General features: G+C 69.0%; 15 protein-coding genes. 6 read left to right on the forward strand and 9 right to left on the reverse strand.

The window, feature by feature from the left end; genetic code table 11:
* Positions 1-30: 30 nt before the first annotated feature.
* Entirely contained in the window at positions 31-591 is a 561-nt protein-coding gene (locus tag ACO06I_RS21780) for a TetR/AcrR family transcriptional regulator (protein WP_421934713.1), read from the reverse strand.
* A 110-nt stretch (positions 592-701) separates the two neighbouring features.
* Here ACO06I_RS21780 and ACO06I_RS21785 point away from each other — a divergent pair, with 110 nt between their 5' ends.
* The 3 genes from ACO06I_RS21785 (at position 702) to ACO06I_RS21795 (ending at position 3720) form a co-directional block, all read left to right on the forward strand.
* On the forward strand, positions 702-1142 hold the full coding sequence (locus ACO06I_RS21785; RefSeq protein ID WP_421934714.1) for a tautomerase family protein: 441 nt from the start codon (positions 702-704) through the stop codon (positions 1140-1142).
* Between the two features lie 91 nt (positions 1143-1233).
* A complete protein-coding gene (locus ACO06I_RS21790; protein ID WP_421934715.1) occupies positions 1234-2769 on the forward strand; it encodes a long-chain-fatty-acid--CoA ligase in 1536 nt (511 codons plus the stop codon).
* Between the two features lie 18 nt (positions 2770-2787).
* Positions 2788-3720: an alpha/beta hydrolase gene (locus ACO06I_RS21795; RefSeq protein ID WP_421934716.1), complete on the forward strand. Its 933-nt coding sequence runs from the start codon at positions 2788-2790 to the stop codon at positions 3718-3720.
* A gap of 191 nt (positions 3721-3911) precedes the next feature.
* Here ACO06I_RS21795 and ACO06I_RS21800 read toward each other — a convergent pair whose 3' ends face one another.
* Complete coding sequence (locus ACO06I_RS21800) at positions 3912-5165, reverse strand: adenosylmethionine--8-amino-7-oxononanoate transaminase (RefSeq protein WP_421934717.1); 1254 nt, start codon at positions 5163-5165, stop codon at positions 3912-3914.
* A 140-nt stretch (positions 5166-5305) separates the two neighbouring features.
* Between ACO06I_RS21800 and ACO06I_RS21805 the strand changes: the two genes are divergently transcribed.
* The gene (locus ACO06I_RS21805; protein WP_421934718.1) at positions 5306-6304 is read left to right on the forward strand and encodes a hypothetical protein; all 999 of its coding nucleotides are present in this window, start codon (positions 5306-5308) and stop codon (positions 6302-6304) included.
* Between the two features lie 39 nt (positions 6305-6343).
* Here ACO06I_RS21805 and ACO06I_RS21810 read toward each other — a convergent pair whose 3' ends face one another.
* From ACO06I_RS21810 to ACO06I_RS21820, 3 genes are all read right to left on the reverse strand, one after another.
* Positions 6344-7006 (reverse strand): Crp/Fnr family transcriptional regulator, encoded by a 663-nt coding sequence (locus ACO06I_RS21810; protein ID WP_421934719.1) that lies wholly within the window; start codon positions 7004-7006, stop codon positions 6344-6346.
* 129 nt (positions 7007-7135) lie between these two features.
* A complete protein-coding gene (locus ACO06I_RS21815; protein WP_421934720.1) occupies positions 7136-7597 on the reverse strand; it encodes a pyridoxamine 5'-phosphate oxidase family protein in 462 nt (153 codons plus the stop codon).
* Between the two features lie 75 nt (positions 7598-7672).
* Positions 7673-8467, reverse strand: coding sequence for an enoyl-CoA hydratase/isomerase family protein (locus tag ACO06I_RS21820; RefSeq protein WP_421934721.1), 795 nt, complete (start codon positions 8465-8467; stop codon positions 7673-7675).
* 130 nt (positions 8468-8597) lie between these two features.
* Between ACO06I_RS21820 and ACO06I_RS21825 the strand changes: the two genes are divergently transcribed.
* Positions 8598-9572, forward strand: coding sequence for an alpha/beta fold hydrolase (locus tag ACO06I_RS21825; protein ID WP_421934722.1), 975 nt, complete (start codon positions 8598-8600; stop codon positions 9570-9572).
* Here ACO06I_RS21825 and ACO06I_RS21830 read toward each other — a convergent pair.
* The 3 genes from ACO06I_RS21830 to ACO06I_RS21840 form a co-directional block, all read right to left on the reverse strand.
* Positions 9544-10077 carry an isochorismatase family protein gene (locus ACO06I_RS21830; RefSeq protein ID WP_421934723.1) on the reverse strand — a complete coding sequence of 178 codons (534 nt, stop codon included), beginning with the start codon at positions 10075-10077 and terminating at the stop codon, positions 9544-9546. The two genes, ACO06I_RS21825 and ACO06I_RS21830, sit on opposite strands and share 29 nt — an antisense overlap.
* Before the next feature lie 366 nt (positions 10078-10443).
* A complete protein-coding gene (locus ACO06I_RS21835) occupies positions 10444-11916 on the reverse strand; it encodes a hypothetical protein (protein ID WP_421934724.1) in 1473 nt (490 codons plus the stop codon).
* A gap of 532 nt (positions 11917-12448) precedes the next feature.
* The gene (locus ACO06I_RS21840) at positions 12449-12997 is read right to left on the reverse strand and encodes an OmpA family protein (RefSeq protein WP_421934725.1); all 549 of its coding nucleotides are present in this window, start codon (positions 12995-12997) and stop codon (positions 12449-12451) included.
* 307 nt (positions 12998-13304) lie between these two features.
* Between ACO06I_RS21840 and ACO06I_RS21845 the strand changes: the two genes are divergently transcribed.
* On the forward strand, positions 13305-14054 hold the full coding sequence (locus ACO06I_RS21845; protein ID WP_421934726.1) for a hypothetical protein: 750 nt from the start codon (positions 13305-13307) through the stop codon (positions 14052-14054).
* Between the two features lie 190 nt (positions 14055-14244).
* Here ACO06I_RS21845 and ACO06I_RS21850 read toward each other — a convergent pair whose 3' ends face one another.
* Positions 14245-15807, reverse strand: coding sequence for an ATP-binding protein (locus ACO06I_RS21850; RefSeq protein WP_421934727.1), 1563 nt, complete (start codon positions 15805-15807; stop codon positions 14245-14247).
* Between the last annotated feature and the right edge of the window lie 99 nt (positions 15808-15906).

A 15906-nucleotide genomic window follows, 5' to 3' on the forward strand; every position in this document is an offset into this window, starting at 1 on the left:
ATCGCTCCGGGGGTTTTTGGTTCGCCCCGCCTAGGCGCGCGCGGCGTCCCTGCGGCAGCCCTCCAGCGCGGCGGCCAGCACCTCTCTCCCCAGATCCGATCCCTCCGGCATCGCCCTGGCCAGGGCGAGCGCGCCCACCATGCGCGCCAGCAGGGCGATCGCCTCGCCCCGCGCCTCCGGCCCCTCGGGCAGGCGCCCGGCCATCGACTCCACCATCCGCTCGAAGCCCTCGGCGAAGACCTGCTTCACCGGCTCGCCCTGACGCGCCACGTCCCCGGCCAGGGCGGCGGCCGGGCAGGTGCGTCCCGGCGCCCGGCGCGCGGCCTCCGACAGGTAGTGGGTGAGGAGGTCGTCCAGACCCTCGACCCGCGCCCGCTGGCCGTCCATCTGCCGGAAGGCCTGGTCCAGGGCCTCGGCCGCCAGCGCCTCCTTGGAATTGAAATGATTGTAGAAGCCGCCGTGGGTGAAGCCCGCGGCCTTCATCAGGTCGCCCACCGCCACCCCGTCGAAGCCCCGCTCGCGGAACAGCCGGCCCGCCGTGGCCACCACCTTGTCGTGGTTCTCCTGCGCCTGCTCGCGGCTGATCCGCATGGCCTCGCCCTTCTTTGCTTACGTCCATCATCAATAGAACCCGGACGGGGCTTGATCAATCCGGCGCCCCCTCTCTATGATGATGAACATCATTATTGAGAGGGGGCTCCATGCCACTCTGGAAGATCTACCACCCCGAAAACGCCTTCTCGGGCGAGGACAAGCAGGCCCTGTCCCAGGCGATCACCGCCCTCTACAGCCGCCTGCCCAGGTTCTATGTCGGCGTCGTGTTCCAGGCGGTGCCCGCGGACTCCTTCTTCGTCGGGGGCGAGCCGGCGGACAACTTCGTGCGCATCTGGGTCGATCACATCGCCCGCACCCTGCCGAGCCCGGAGGCCAAGGCCTGGTGGATCGACGCCTGCGACAAGGCCCTGGCCCCCTATATCCGCGACCGGGGCTTCGACTGGGAATTCCACATCGACGAGACCCCCTTCGACCTCTGGTCCATCCAGGGCCTGCGCCCGCCACCGGCCAATTCGGAGGCCGAGGCCCACTGGATCGCCGAGAACAAGGCCACCCCGTACGACCTGCCCACCGCCTCGCGCGGATGACGCGGCGTCGCCCGTTGCCATCCCGGCCATCTGGTGCGAATTCAGATGGGCCGGGCCCCCGCCTCGAGGAGCCGGCGAGCCGGGAGGATCGATGTCTCAGGACATCTCGTGGGTGGCCGACGTCGCGCGTCATCATGGGCGCGTGCGCCCAGACGCCCAGGCCCTCTGGTTCGAGGGCCGCGAGACCACTTACGCCCAGCTTGACGCCCTGTCCTCCCGGTGCGCCCAGGCCCTGATCGCCGCGGGCGCCCGGCCCGGCGACCGCATCGGGACCCTGTCCAAGGGCAATGACGACTTCTTCGTCCTCTGGTTCGGCTGCCTGAAGGCCCGGGTCTGCCTGACGCCGGTCAACTGGCGCCTGGCGCCGCCGGAGGTGGAGTTCATCCTCAAGGACGCCGGTTGCCGCCTGGTGGTGGTCGGCGCCGACTATGCCGACCTGCTGGCCGGCCTCGATCTGCCGGCGCTGGAGCGCACGGTGGTGTTCGGCGACGACTTCCGCGCCTGGCTTTCCGCCCAGCCGGCTGTCGATCCGCATCTGACCGCCGCACCGGACGATGACGTCATCCAGCTCTACACCTCGGGCACCACCGGCCTGCCCAAGGGCGTCCAGCTCACCGAGGCCAACTACGCCCACTGTTTCGAGGGCGCGACAAAGGTCTGGGCGCGGTTCGAGCCCGGTGACGGGGTGCTGGTGGCCATGCCCCTGTTCCACGTGGCCGGCGCCAATCTCGGGATGCTGGCCCTGCTGCAGGGCGCGCGCACGGTGATCATGCGCGAGGTCGATCCGGCCCTGCTGCTGCGCCTGACCGGCGAGCACGCCATCCGCCACGCCTTCCTGGCGCCGGCCCTGATCAACATGCTGCTGCAGCATCCGAGCATGGAGACCGCGGACCTCACTTCACTTGATCACGTCTATTACGGCGCCTCGCCGATCTCCGAGGAGGTGCTCAGGCGCGCCCAGGACCGCTTCGGTTCGGAGTTCTCCCAGCTCTACGGCCTGACCGAGACCATCGGCGGCGGCGCCTACCTGCCCCCCGCGGACCACGATCCCCGCCTCGGCAAGCTACGCGCCTGCGGCAAGCCCTCGCCGGGCTATGAGGTGCGCATCCGCCTGGACGGCCGCGACGCCGAGACGGGCGAGGTTGGCGAGATCGAGATCCGCTCGCCGGGGATCATGAAGGGCTATTGGAACCGCCCCGACGCCACCGCCCAGGCCATCGACGCCCAGGGCTGGTTCCGCTCGGGCGACGCCGGCTTCTTCGACGCCGACGGCTACCTGTTCATCCACGACCGGGTGAAGGACATGATCGTCACCGGCGGCGAGAACGTCTATCCGGCCGAGGTGGAGAATGCCCTGTTCGCCCACCCCGACGTCGCCGACGCCGCCGTCGTCGGCGTGCCCGACGAGCGCTGGGGCGAGGCGGTCAAGGCCATGGTGGTGCTGCGCCCGGGCGCGGCCGGCGACCCGGCCTCGATCATCGCCCACTGCCGGCCGCTGATCGCCGGCTACAAGGTTCCCAAGAGCGTCGACTTCATCGACGTCCTGCCCCGAAACCCCTCCGGCAAGGTGCTCCGCCGCGAACTGCGCGCACCCTACTGGGAAGGCCGCGACCGCCAGGTCGGCTAAAGCTCAAGGAGAGACCCCATGGATCCGCACATCAAAGCCATGCTCGACGCCGCCGACGCCGCGGCCGCCGGTCAGCAGGCGCCGCCGCTCGACGCCATCCCGCCGGAGATGATCCGCGCCGGCTACCGGATGCAGCGTCAGGCCCAGAACCTGAACGCCCCCAAGGACGTCACCGCCACCGACATCAAGGTGGACGGCGCCGAGGGCCCGATCCCGGCCCGGCTCTACGTCCCGGCGGGCGCCCCCGCCGTCACCCCGCTGCTGGTCTATTATCACGGCGGCGGCTTCGCCATCGGCGACCTGGAGACCCATGACGGCCACTGCCGCCGCATGGCCGCCTATGCTGGCATCCGGGTCCTGGCCATCGACTACCGCCTGGCGCCGGAGCATCCCTTCCCGGCGGGCCATGACGACTGCCTGGCCGCGACGAAGTGGGCCTTCGACCACGCCGGCGAGATTGGCGTCGATCCCACCCGCATCGCCGTGGGCGGCTGCTCGGCCGGCGGCAACCTGGCCGCCTCCATCAGCGTCGACATGAAGAACGATCCGAAGCGCAAGATCGCCTTCCAGCTGCTGCTCTATCCGGGCATCTGGCCGGACGAGGAGACCCAGTCGCGCAAGGACCTGGACGGCCCGGTGCTCACCAAGGCCGCCATCGCCTGGTTCGACAAGTGCCTGGCGGCCATCGGCCACCCCCAGGCCCACCGCGCCATGCTGGGCCGCGCCGACGTCGCGGGCACGCCCCCGGCCCTGGTGGTCACCGCCGGCTATGATCCGCTCAAGGACGAGGGCCGCGACTTCGCCGCGCGCCTGAACGCCGCCGGGGTCAAGGCGGCGCACAAGGAATACCCCGACATGGTCCACGACTTCCTGATCATGGGCGACGTCTCCCCCGCCATCGACGCCGCCGCCCACGAGACGGCCGCCGCGCTGAAGGCGGCCCTGGCGTAGCGACCTCTTATCCTCTCCCCCTTGGGGGAGAGGGCAGGGTGAGGGGGTCCCTCCGCCGCAACGCCTCAGGATGGCGTCGCAGACGTCAGCGCGCTTCGAATTAGGGCGTCCTGCCTGGTCGGGCCTCAGCAGCCGCGCGGCCCCCTCACCCCACCCTCTCCCCCGCAAGAGGGGGAGAGGAGGTGAAGCCGCTAGCTCGCCATCACCTCGCAGATCGCCCCCGTCAGCCGCTCCAGCTCCGCGTCCGACGTCACGAAGGGCGGGGTCAGGTAGACGACCTTGCCCATGGGGCGGATCCAGCAGCCCAGGTCCACGAACCGGGCGCAGAGGCCGCCGGCGTCCACCGGCTGATCGAACTCCACCACCCCGATGGCGCCAAGCGTGCGCACATCCACCACGCCGGGCGCGGCGCGGCACGGCTCCAGCCCTTGGGCGAGCGCGGCGTTGATCCGCGCCACGTCGACCCTCCAGGCCCCGCTCTCGAACAGGTCCAGCGAGGCGTTGGCCGCCGCGCAGGCCAGGGGATTGGCCATGTAGGTGGGCCCGTGCATCAGGGCCGCGCCGGGGTCGTCGGACCAGAAGGCCTCGAACACCTTGTCGCTGGCGATGGCCGCCGACAGGGGCAGGGTGCCGCCGGTGAGCGCCTTGGAGAGCGTCACGATGTCGGGGACGACGCCCGCGCCTTCGCAGGCGAACAGGTCGCCGGTCCGCCCGAAGCCGGTGAAGATCTCGTCGAAGATCAACAGCAGGCCGTGCTTGTCGGCCAGCCGCCGCAGAACCTGCAGCACACGGTCGTCGTGCAAGAGCATGCCGCCCGCCCCCTGCACCCGGGGCTCGACGATCAGGGCGGCGATCTCGGGGCCCCTCTGGGTGAGCAGGGCGTCCAGGGCCGCCTCGCTGGCGGCGTCGCGGGGCAGGGCGACCACGTGCTGGGCCGGCATGACGCCGGAAAACAGGCCGTGCATCCCCTCCTCGGGGTCGCAGATGGTCATCGTGGCCAGGGTGTCGCCGTGATAGCCGCCCAGGAAGCTGACGAACTTGGTCCGCCCCGCCACGCCCCGGTTGATCCAGTACTGCAGGGCCATCTTCATCGAGATCTCGACGGCCACCGAGCCGCTCTCGGCGAAGAAGACGTGGTTCAGATCGCCCGGCAGCAGGGCCGCCAGCCGGCTCGCCAGCCGGTAGGCCGGCTCGTGGGCCAGGCCGCCGAACATGACGTGGGGCGCGCGCGCCAGCTGCTGCGTCACCGCCTCGCGAATGTGGGGGTGGTTGTAGCCGTGGCAGGCGGTCCACCAGCTGGCGATGCCGTCCACCAACTCGCGCCCGTCCTCCAGCACGATCCGCGCCCCGTGAGTCCTGGCCACGGCCAGGGGCGCGGGCGCGGTCTTCATCTGGCAGTAGGGGCGCCAGACATGGGGCGCGCCGTCGGTCAGCCAGCTGGTCATGGGATCGTCTCCGTGGGCTCGGAGCGCCTGCATAGGGCGGTTGGCGCGCCCACGCCACGCCGGAGCCGCCTGCGACCTAGGGGCGCAGTCTACGACCCTGAATAACCCGGTTATGTTTTTCTTTCGCCACGACCTCTACCGTGGCCCCGATGATTCACCCGCCCAACGATCCGACGTTCCGGGGCGACCTGCCGGAACTCGTCCTCGACCAGCGTCGCCAGCTCTTTCGCCTGGCCGGCCAGCATTTCCTGAACACCGCCCGCCTGATCACCGTGGCCATCGACCGCGACCTGGTGACCGCCCTGACCTTCCTGTCCATCGCCCGCGCCAATCTGCGGGACCTGACTCTGGATCGCGGCCGGGCCCTGTCCTACGGCGCGATCGACGCCATCCCGCCGGACTCCGAGCGCGTTCCGGTCAGCGTCTACGCCGTCGCCAAGGAACTGGGCCTTCCCTATGAGACGGTGCGCCGCCACGCGCTGAAGCTTCGCAAGGGCGGCGTCTGCCAGGCCGTGGACGGCGGCCTGATCATCCCCAACAACGCCCTGGCCCGGCCCGAGACCCTGGCCGCCGTCGTCCAGTACTGGCAGGGGACCCAGGACTTCGTGAACGCCGCGGCCCGGGCCGGGATCGTCCCGCCGCCGCCGGCCGAGCCCCCCGCCGGCGACGTCAGCCGGCAGGTGATGCGCCTGGGGGTGCACAATTTCCTCGAGGTGCTGCTGAGCATGGCCCGGACCATCCAGGGCGACCCCCTGGACGCCATGGTCATGCGGACCATCTCGATGTTCAACGTCAACTACGTCACCATCGACCCGGGCCTGGCGGCCACCTACGCAAGCCTGGCGGCGGCGCCGCCCGACGATTCCCAGCGCCAGCCCATCAGCGTCTACGCCGTCGCCAAGTCCCTGATGCTGCCCTACGAGACCACGCGCAGGCACGTCCAGCGGCTGATCGACATGGGGCTGGCGGCCAAGGTCTCGGGGGGGCTGCTGGTTCCGACGGCGGTGGTGGCGCGGCCGGACATCGCCGCCGGGATGCGGGAGTCCGCCGACCTGTCCATGGCCTATCTGACCCGTCTGGCCGAACTGGGGGTCGGGCCGAGCCCCGAGCTGATCGGCCGGGCCGAGGACGCGGCCTAGAGCATCCTATCGGATCGAGAAATACTCCAACGCCTTGAGTCAGGCCGCCGGCCGCGCCTCCAGGGCGGTGAACTCCTCCGGCGAGCGGACGCGCAGGGCCAGGGCGTGGCGCGTCAGGGACAGGCCGCGACGCCCGCTCCGCTGGATGTAGCCGCGGGTCTCCAGCAGCCGGAAGGCCCGGCTCAGGGTCTCGGGCTTCAGGCTCAGATAGTCGGCGATGTCGCGATGGTTCATCGGCAGCCGGATGACGCCGGTCGCCGCCGCCGTGGGGTCGTGGTGGGTCAGCCAGTTAAAGAACCAGATCAGCCGCTCGGCGGCCGGCAGGTGGGTGATCTTCTCCACATGGTGGGCCAGTTCGCCGAAGGCCCCGTTGGCCCGGTTCACCAACTCCACCAGCACCTCGGCCGAGCGGCCGTTGAGGTCCAGGACCGAGGCGATGGAGTAGCAGGTGACCTCGGCCTCGGTCACCGCCTCGGCGCTGGCGTGGCGCTCGTCCAGGCAGAAGCCGAACAGGTCGCCGGGGAACAGGAAGCTGATGATCTGCCGGTCCCCGCCGTGGCCATTGACCTGCAGGCGGACGCAGCCCCGGTCCAGCCGGTACATGGTGGCCGACGGCTCGCCCTCGTCATAGATCGTCACGCCCTTGGAGAACCGGGCCGGCCAGTGCGAAGCGCGGTCGAACACTGTGGTCGCGGCAAGCATCATCGTCTCCTGTCCAGGCGAACAGAAGCATGGGGCGCAGACGACCCGCCGTCGTCCTTGACGCGGATCAAACCTGGCCTTGGCGAGCGGACCCTATCGCATGTCGGACGTCCGACATAATGATCCAGATCAAGACGGAGCGCCGATCTCCACCAGTTCGGTGTGGCCAAAGCCCAGCCGGTAGTCGAGCAGGGAGACCACCCGGGGCGTGATCTCGAACAGGGCCATCTCGCCGCCGTCCGGCGACAGGTACTGGCCGATCTCCGGGGCGAACTTGGCCAGGAACAGGGCCCCGGCCCGGCCCACCTCGCCCTCCTCGGTCAGCCGCCGCGCCCGCCCGCCCAGGGACAGGCCGCGGATCTCGTTCCAGTGCTCGTAGGCCAGGCCGATGGTGGCCGAGACCCGGTCGTCGCGGGCCAGGTTGGCGGCCTTCTGCGACTTGGCCGAACAGCCGAAATAGATGGCCAGGCCCTGGCTGACGTAGCCCACCGTGGTGGCCTGCGGAAAGCCGTCGGGCCGCAGGGTGGCCAGGGTCAGGTCCTTGCCGGCCTCCAGCACGGCGACGATGGCCTCGGTCTGTCTGGCGTCCATGGGCGTGTCTCCAAGGGTGGCGGTGGCGCCACCCTGGCCCCGTCCGCCGCCGCCGCCCTGATCGAGATCAAGCCCCTACCGCCCGGTGAACACCGGCTTGCGCTTTTCCAGGAAGGCCTTGCGGGCCTCCTTGCCGTCCTGGCTGGCGAAGGCGCGGCCGATGTTGGAGACCTCGTAGCGCAGCTGCTGCTCCATGTCGGTGCTCTCGTAGGACTTCACCATCCCGCGCTTCAGCAGCCGCAGGGTGATGGGCGACCATTCGCAGAGCGAGGCGCAGTATTCCGCCAGCCGCGCGTCGAAGGCGCTCTCGTCGACCACCTCGCCGGCCATGCCCCAGTCGAGCGCCTCGGCGCCGGTCACCGTGCGGTTCTCCATCATGAAGCGCATGGCCTTCTCGTAGCCCATCACCTGCGGCAGGGTGATGGTCAGGCCCGCGTCCGGCGAGCCGCCGATGCGGGTGTAGCCGGCCATCAGCCGGGCGCTCGAACTGATCAGCCGCACGTCGGTGGCCATGGCCAGGCCCAGGCCCGCGCCCACCGCCACCCCGTTGATCCCGCCCACCACCGGCTTGTCGCAGCGCTTGCGGATCGACAGCACGAACTGGCCCACCCAGCTGATGTCGTCCAGTTGGGCGCTCTGGGCCGGCAGGGGCGAATAGGGCTCCGATCCCGACAGGTCCAGACCGGCGCAAAAGGCGTCGCCGGCCCCGGTGATGGCCACCACCCAGACATTGTCGTCGCGGGCCGCCTCGTCCACCGCGGCCACCACACCCCAGGCCAGCTGCTGGCTCAGCGCGTTCTTCTTCTCCGGCCGGTTCAGCCGGATCGTGCGGACATGCCCCGCATCAGTCACCTCGACGAGCGCGCCCATGGTCCCCTCCCTCTGTTGTTGGGCTGAGCCTAACCCACGGGCGCCGCGCCGCAAGCCGGCCTTACCGCGATGTCACTGGCCAGGCCCTCGCCGGCGCCTAGACTGGGCGAAAACCTCGGGGGAGGCGGACATGTGGATCTGGCGTGGGCTCCTGGCCTTGTTGGCGTTGGCTGTCGTCGGCCTGGCGGCGGGCGCGGTCTGGCAGTGGCGGTGCGAGATCGGCGACGTCCGCGCCTATCCGCCCCCCGGCCGGATGGTGGAGGTGGGCGGCGGCCGCCGGCTCCACCTGCGCTGCGAGGGCGCGGGCCCCAGCGTGGTCATGCTGGCCGGCGGCGGCACCCCCTCGGTGGTCTCCTATGGCCTGCAGGATCGGCTGGCGGCCTTCAGCCGGGCCTGCAGCTATGACCGTCCAGGCCTGGGCTGGAGCGATCGCGCCGCCGCCCCCATGACCCTCACCGACCACATCGCCGATCTCGACCGCCTGCTGGCCCAGGTCCCTGGGCCGGTGATCCTGGTCCCGGAGTCCTTCGGCGCCCTCATCGCCATCGGCTACGCCCAGCGCCATCCCGACCGGGTCGCGGGAATCGTCTTCGTCGACGGGGCCGAGCCCGCCACCTGGCGCGACACCATGGCCGGGGTGAACCCCCTGGAGGGCGCGGCGCGCGAGGTCCTGATGCAGGCCGCCACCCGCACCGGGATCGTCCGCCTGGTGCTGCCGCGCCTGCTGCCGCCCTGGGTGGCCGAGCTGCCGCCCCGCACCCAGGGGCAGATCCGCGCCCTCTATTCGCGCCCCGCCCCGGGCCTGGGGGAGGCCATGACCGCCTTCCGCCGCACCCCGCCGGCCGAATGGCCGCGCAGCGACCCCGGCGCCCTGGGGGCCCTGCCGGTGGTGGTGCTCAGCCACGGCCAGGCCTCCAGCGAGGTCACCCCGGCCTTCGAGAAGATGTGGCCCGTGGGCCAGGCCCGGCTCGTGGCGCTCACCGTCCCGCCGGCCCGCCAGGTGGTGGCCGCCGGCGCCGGTCACGCCATCGCCGAGGAGCAGCCCGACCTGGTGGCCCGGGCCGTGCGGGGCCTGATCAGCCCCCCGTCAGCGCCGCCGCCGTGACCACCCGCGCCCCGGCCTGCGCGAAGGCGTCATTGTGCCGGGCGATGATCTGCGGGGCGGTCTCGCCGCCATAATCCCAGGTGGAGTGGGCGTCGGCCACCACGGTCACCGCCAGGCCGGCGGCCAGGGCCCCCCTGAGCGTCGCGGCCACGCAGTGGTCGGTCTGGGCGCCCAGCAGCACCACGCCGTCGGCCCCCAGGCCTGCGATCCAGGCGCCGAGCTCGGGATTGCTGAAGGCGTCGCCGACGCTCTTGTCGAAGGTGGGCTCGTCGTCCGCCTGGCCCAGCGCCGGCCACACCGGCCAGCCCGGCTGGCCGCGGGCCAGCGGATCGCCGCCCGGCCCGTCATGGCGCACGAAGGCCACCGGATGCCCGCCCGCCCGCGCCCAGGCCGTCACAGCCCGCACCCGTTCGGTCAGCCCCTCGGCGTCATGGATCGGCGGCTCGAAGACGCCATCGAACATGCCGGTCTGCAGGTCGATGACGAGGACGGGGGATTGGGTCATGGGGCGAGATTAGCGCGGGGGCTTCGCCGATCAAGCGGGGTCGGCTCGCCTTTACCTCCCCCGTTCAGGGGGCCAGCGACGCTCCCCGAACCTCAAGCCACCTTCAACCCATGACCATCATGCTCGCCCCCGAAGACTCCCGCCAGCCCGCTGCGTTCAAGGCCTATGAACGCTACGGATACACGCGTCGGCCGGCGTTCGCGCGCCGCTGGGAGCATGAGACGAGCACGCCTATGGAGAAGGCCTTAGAAGGTGGAAGCGAAAATCGTGCGCTTCTCTGCCAGCGACGTTATCGCGGGCCCTTTTGGACAATTGCAGTAAGTCAGAGAACCTGAAAGGTCCTGCTTTGACGATTAGGCAGACTTTCTAACGAACGCTCATCCTAAGTTTTTTTATTCGCTCGAACAAATCACGACGAGTAGACCAAAAAGGGAGCGCGTACAGAGATGCGGCAGCTAGACCCAGGCCGATAAATACTACCACCCATGAAGATACTCTTGGATGAGCGCGAAGCCAAGTCGCCCACGGAATTTGCATAAATTGTGCTAAATACAACTCTCCAACGCCGATCGACATGAGAGCAATTGATCCTAGAAACCAGAAGGCAGTCTGTTTTCGAAGAGACTTTCCCGCAAGAACTCTTTTTGCTCTTAAAATCGGAGGCAGCGCATACAGATCAATCATACCGTAGTAAATCGGGGTGGCTAGAAATAGCAATAATAGCATTCCAATCGTTTGCTTCGGGTTTGAAGCAAAGAATTCATTTATGGTCTTTCTGATAAGATAACCTAAGGACGATTTATCATCGAAGCCGATCATCGAAATAAGACTTAGAAGTAAAGCCGGCAGCGCGGTCTTGATGATATTTGTCTGAGTTTGGCGCCATTTCATAACTTCGAGGGCGGCCTTAAGAGAGGTGTCTATCTCGGAGTTATTGTAAGTTACCGCGCTGCGCCTCCTGTGGGTCAAGCTATTTGATACGAAGGGGTCTGAGGGGCGGGTAACTGCTTTGCCAAGGGCGCTCAGGTAGGCGAGCATTCCTAACGCATTGTACAGAACTTTTGGATCTTTAGAGCGTCGCATCTCAACGATCTTGCGGTGGATTCTGTAGTGCGCGTCTATTGCCCAGGTCCGGCGGTGGTCAGCCGGAGCAGACTCTGTAATTGTGTCTGACCCAGGTGGGTGGTGGCGGTGAGCGTGCGAAATATCTTTGAGAAAGAAGAAGACTTGATTTGCGATGTAGCTGAAATCTAGCTCATTTGGCTTTCGCTCATCCGATTCGTAGTCATCCGCAAATGTGATATCGGAAGCTACTGATAAAAGCTGAATCCAAGTCACGCCGCTCCGTCTAATTCCTACTTTGAAAGAAAATAGAGACTCCGACCTCAGCTGATCGAGGGCATTCTCCGGCAGGGAGTCGGGAGCTTCACTGAGACGAAGCTGTTGCGCCCACGACAGTAGCTCTCCATTGAAAATGTCCTCTGGACAAAAAGTGGAATCGTGTGATGGGCCACTGAAAATGTTCGCCCAATCTTTGGCCTCGAAGACTAGGACTTCGCCCTCAACCCTCGCGATTTGATCGGCAGGGTCGGAACTCGTCTTTGCAACCAGGAGAAATTTCCAGTTCGCTGAAAATCCCTTCAGAAATCGAAAGTACCAGTCAGGCAGGAGCCAATCGGAAAGGGCGCGCTGTTGAACGACTACGATCCGTCGCCCGTAGATGTTCCCTGTATTCTCCCGAGCACAGCGAGTGGGGAACTTCGAGTCGCCAAGATGGCTGAATGAAAGCCGCCCAGCGACGTTCGGCACCCACCCCACATGCACGTCGCGACGACTCATGCATTGATGTTTAGCGCGTAGAGATTGAGTCCGCAGCAATCTTCCCGTTTCGGACGATTACTCGATGGCCCTTGCGGTGGCCAAGGGCCATTCCGTGGACGGTGGACGCATCAGCGTCCGAAGTCGGGTGCCCGACAGCGCCAAGGGCGGCGCGACGGCCCGATTCCGTACGATTGCGGATGGTCGTGTAATGGTGGCGATCGCTTCTAAGCGTTCGGATGCCAAGCCACAGGAACATCCATCCAGCACCGATCAGTATCGTCGCTTGGATCAGAAAGTCTGCGGTTAAAGGCACGTGGACTCCCTACCATAGTGCTCTTTCGAGCGGGGGGTATTTACCGACTCAGCCTCTCGCAAACAATAGGCCAGCTGAAAAGAAACCACCAACCACTACATATGGTTTCATTCGCACTTCAGGCGCAACATCTAGGCATGCTCAGGGCAACATCGTTCCGGCAATCGCTGCGCTAGGTAGATTTCGTCGCACCCCCCCCCACACGGCGGCCCACACCCCGGCCGCCGCGCCGGCCCTCTAGCTCAGGACGACGATGGCCACGCGCCGGTTCTGGGCGCGGCCCTCGGGCGTCGTGTTGTCGGCCACGGGAGTGTCCTCGCCGTAGGAGATGGTGGCCATGCGGTTCAGCGCGATGCCCTGCTGGCTCAGATACTTGCGCACCGCCTCGGCGCGGGCGGCGCCGAGCTGCTCGTTGTATTCCGGGGTCCCGGTGGCGTCGGTGAAGCCCTGGATCTCCAGATAGACGTTGCGGTTCTCGGCCTTCAGCCGCTCGGTCAGCTCCGTCAGCCGGGCCTCGGCCTCGGGGGACAGGGCGTGGCGGTCGGTGGGGAACTTCACCGAGTCGTCGGAGAGCACGACCTGGTAGAGGAACTTGCCCTCCGCCAGCTTGTGGGCCGCGTTGGCGCGGGAGAGCGCCTCGCCGGCCTTGCCGTCCACCTGGGTGACGCGGCCGTCCACCACGGCCACCTGATCGCGGACGAAGCCCTTGGTGGCGCAGCCGCTGGTGGCCACCGCCGCCGCCAACAGGACGCCGCCGAGCGCGGCGGTTCTCAGGGTTGAGGTCATCAAGATCGGTATCCTTCCGTCGGGCGCGCGACGCCCGGGGTCTTGCGCGCCTGAAATGTGGGGAGTCGCAAATGGCCGTGTGACGACCGCTTTGGGTCCGGAATCTGGCTCAGCGTCACTGTAGGCGAGGGGGATTTCAGCGGGCCACAGGGGCCGCGCGGGCGGGGCGAGGGGCCAGAATGGCGCCGCCCCCACGGCCAAGCCGCGCCACGTTCCTGACGCGCCGGAGTGCTCCAAGGCGGCGGTGACTGAGGCCGTCAACGACTTCGGCGAGGGGCCCCGGGCTCCGCGCCGGCCAAGCCCGACGATGCGGTGGGCCATCGCCTTGAGCGCGGCCGCCCACCTGCTGATCCCGCTCGTCCTGCTCACCGCCCCGCCGCCGCCGGAGCCGCCGGCCGAGCCCGAGCCCATGGTGGTGACCCTCTTCCAGCCGCCGCCGCCCCCGCCGCCTCCGCCGCCCCCGAAACCCGCCCCGGTTCCGAGCCCGGCGCCGGCCGCTCCCGCTCCGGCCCCGCCCAAGCCCCCGGCCAAGCCGGCCCCCCGTCTGAAGGTCCGCCCCACGCGCCCGGCCCCGCCGCAGGTCACCCCGGTCTATGTCGCCCCGGCCCCGGTCACCCAGCCCATGGCCACCCTCAGCGACGCCCAACTGGCCGGCGCGCTGACCGCCGGCGGCGGTGGCGGGTCCGGGGCGGGGGAGGGCGGCGGCGGGACGGGCGCCGGGGGCGGCCGCTGCGACATGGTCGAGCGCCTGCAGGCCGCCCTGCGCCGCAACCGCGGCATCCAGGCCGCGGTGGCCGAGGCCCGCCAGGGAACCGGCGGCCGGGCCCTGCATGTCTGGAACGGCGACTGGGTGCAGAATCCCGGCCAGGCGGGCAAGGGCCTGGCCGGCCTGCGCCAGGCCATCGCCCTGGAGGTGGCCTTCGCGCCGGCCGCCTGCCGCGCCCAGCCGATGCGCGGCCTGGTTCTGGTCACCCTGGCTGACACCCCTGGCGCGGCCCGCCTGGTCCTGGGCGCCGGCGCCTGGCGCTGGAGCGACCTCCTGGCCGCCCATCGGTGAGGGGGGCGGGCGGCGCCCCCCAATCCTCATCATCCCACCCCGTCATCCCGGCCGCAGCGAAGCGGAGAGCCGGGACCCAGGGGCCCAGCCTACCGCCCCTGGGTCCCGGGTCTCCCTCCGGTCGCCTGGGATGGCGTATGGAGAGGACGGATTCTGACTCACAAGCTCCCCCAGTGGGGAAGCCCGCCCTCTACTCCGCCGCCTCGGCCATCTCGAACACCACCCCGATGCCGTCCATCAGCAGGTGGGCGGTGACGGGCTTGGCGATGTGGTGGTCGGCGCCGGAGGCCAGCGCGTCGCTGCGGTGCTCGGCCATGGCGTTGGCGCTGAGCATGATGATCGGGGTGCGCGCCCGCTCGGGGTGGCGGGCCTCGATATCGCGCAGGGCCCGCGTGGCGGTCAGGCCGTCCATCACCGGCATCTGCATGTCCATCAGCACCAGGTCGAATTCGCCGGCCGCGAAGGCGGCCACGGCCGCGGCGCCGTCCGCCACCGTGGTGATCTCGGCGCCGAGGGGCGACAGGATCAGCTGCACGACCTTCTGGTTGATGGGGTGGTCCTCGGCCAGCAGCACCCGCAGGGCGTCGACCCGGGCCAGGGGCGCCTCGGCCTGCGCCGGCGCCGCCTGCGCCGCGTCGTGCTCGGCCAGGCTCAGGGTGCGGGCCAGGGGCAGGTCCACCCGGAACACGCTGCCGCGCCCGGGCTTGGACTGCGCCGCGATCTCGCCCCCCATCATCTCCACCAGGGCCTTGCAGATCGACAGCCCCAGGCCGGTGCCCCCGAACCGCCGGGTGATGGTGGCGTCGGCCTGGCTGAAGCGCTGGAACAGGTTGGCGTGGGCCGCGGCGTCGAAGCCCACCCCGGTGTCGGCCACCTCCAGGGTCAGCCGGGCGGCGTCGGTCGCGTCCTCGACGAGACCCACCTTCAGGCGCACCTCGCCCTGGCCGGTGAATTTCACGGCGTTGGAGAGCAGGTTGCCCAGCACCTGCTTCAGCCGGGTGACGTCGCCGAGGAACTGGCCGCGCGCGGCGGTCTCATAGTCGATGTGGAATTCCAGGCCCTTGTCCTGGGCCCGCAGCCGGTTGAGGTGCAGGACGGCCTCCAGGTCGCGGCGCAGGTCGAAGGGCGCGGCCTCGATCTCCAGCTGGCCGGCCTCGATCTTCGACAGGTCCAGGATGTCCGACACCAGCCGCTCCAGGGTCAGGCCGGACGTGGAGATAAGGTCCAGCATCTCCCGCTGGGCGGGGGTCAGGTCGGTCTGCTGCAGGGCCGCGGCCACGCCGATCACCCCGTTCAGGGGCGTGCGAATCTCGTGGCTCATATTGGCCAGGAAGTCGGTCTTGGCCCGGTTGGCGGCCTCGGCGGCCTCGCGGGCCGCCTTCATCTCGGCCTCGGCCGCCAGGCGGTCGGTGACGTCGCGGGCCACGGCGAACACCTGGTCGCCGCACTGGCGCGCCCGCCACTCCAGTTGCCGGTAACGGCCGTCGCGGTGGCGATAGCGGTTCACGAAGCCGACGATCTCGCCCTCGGTGTGGATGCGGGCCATCAGCTCGGCGGTGGCCGCCACGTCGTCGGGGTGGACCAGGGGCAGCAGCGGCCTGTCCAGCAGTTCGGCCACCGGATAGCCCAGCACCGTCTCCCAGGACGGGCTCAGCCGCACGAAGCGGCCGGCCGCGTCGCGGATGCAGAGCATGTCGAGGGAGACGTCGAAGAAGGTCGCCAGGTCCGACGACGCCTTGGTTTCGGAGGTCATGGGGTACGCGGGGACTGCGCCGCCAGACGTGACGGCGCCCCCAATATGGGGCCGGCGCCTTAACCACGCGTTCTCGCCGGGCAGATGTTGGCGTTATTC

It is taken from the genome of Phenylobacterium sp., assembly GCF_965229015.1.
Lineage (GTDB): Bacteria > Pseudomonadota > Alphaproteobacteria > Caulobacterales > Caulobacteraceae > Phenylobacterium.

What these genes read in the sequence shown, in the direction of transcription:
- ACO06I_RS21850 (WP_421934727.1), bottom strand. Translation starts at nt 15,807, where the DNA reads ATGACCTCCGAAACCAAGGCGTCGTCGGACCTGGCGACCTTCTTCGAC.
- ACO06I_RS21795 (WP_421934716.1), top strand. Translation starts at nt 2,788, where the DNA reads ATGGATCCGCACATCAAAGCCATGCTCGACGCCGCCGACGCCGCGGCC.
- ACO06I_RS21815 (WP_421934720.1), bottom strand. Translation starts at nt 7,597, where the DNA reads ATGGACGCCAGACAGACCGAGGCCATCGTCGCCGTGCTGGAGGCCGGC.
- ACO06I_RS21810 (WP_421934719.1), bottom strand. Translation starts at nt 7,006, where the DNA reads ATGCTTGCCGCGACCACAGTGTTCGACCGCGCTTCGCACTGGCCGGCC.
- ACO06I_RS21790 (WP_421934715.1), top strand. Translation starts at nt 1,234, where the DNA reads ATGTCTCAGGACATCTCGTGGGTGGCCGACGTCGCGCGTCATCATGGG.
- ACO06I_RS21780 (WP_421934713.1), bottom strand. Translation starts at nt 591, where the DNA reads ATGCGGATCAGCCGCGAGCAGGCGCAGGAGAACCACGACAAGGTGGTG.
- ACO06I_RS21845 (WP_421934726.1), top strand. Translation starts at nt 13,305, where the DNA reads ATGCGGTGGGCCATCGCCTTGAGCGCGGCCGCCCACCTGCTGATCCCG.
- ACO06I_RS21825 (WP_421934722.1), top strand. Translation starts at nt 8,598, where the DNA reads ATGTGGATCTGGCGTGGGCTCCTGGCCTTGTTGGCGTTGGCTGTCGTC.
- ACO06I_RS21820 (WP_421934721.1), bottom strand. Translation starts at nt 8,467, where the DNA reads ATGGGCGCGCTCGTCGAGGTGACTGATGCGGGGCATGTCCGCACGATC.
- ACO06I_RS21830 (WP_421934723.1), bottom strand. Translation starts at nt 10,077, where the DNA reads ATGACCCAATCCCCCGTCCTCGTCATCGACCTGCAGACCGGCATGTTC.
- ACO06I_RS21835 (WP_421934724.1), bottom strand. Translation starts at nt 11,916, where the DNA reads ATGAGTCGTCGCGACGTGCATGTGGGGTGGGTGCCGAACGTCGCTGGG.
- ACO06I_RS21785 (WP_421934714.1), top strand. Translation starts at nt 702, where the DNA reads ATGCCACTCTGGAAGATCTACCACCCCGAAAACGCCTTCTCGGGCGAG.
- ACO06I_RS21840 (WP_421934725.1), bottom strand. Translation starts at nt 12,997, where the DNA reads ATGACCTCAACCCTGAGAACCGCCGCGCTCGGCGGCGTCCTGTTGGCG.
- ACO06I_RS21800 (WP_421934717.1), bottom strand. Translation starts at nt 5,165, where the DNA reads ATGACCAGCTGGCTGACCGACGGCGCGCCCCATGTCTGGCGCCCCTAC.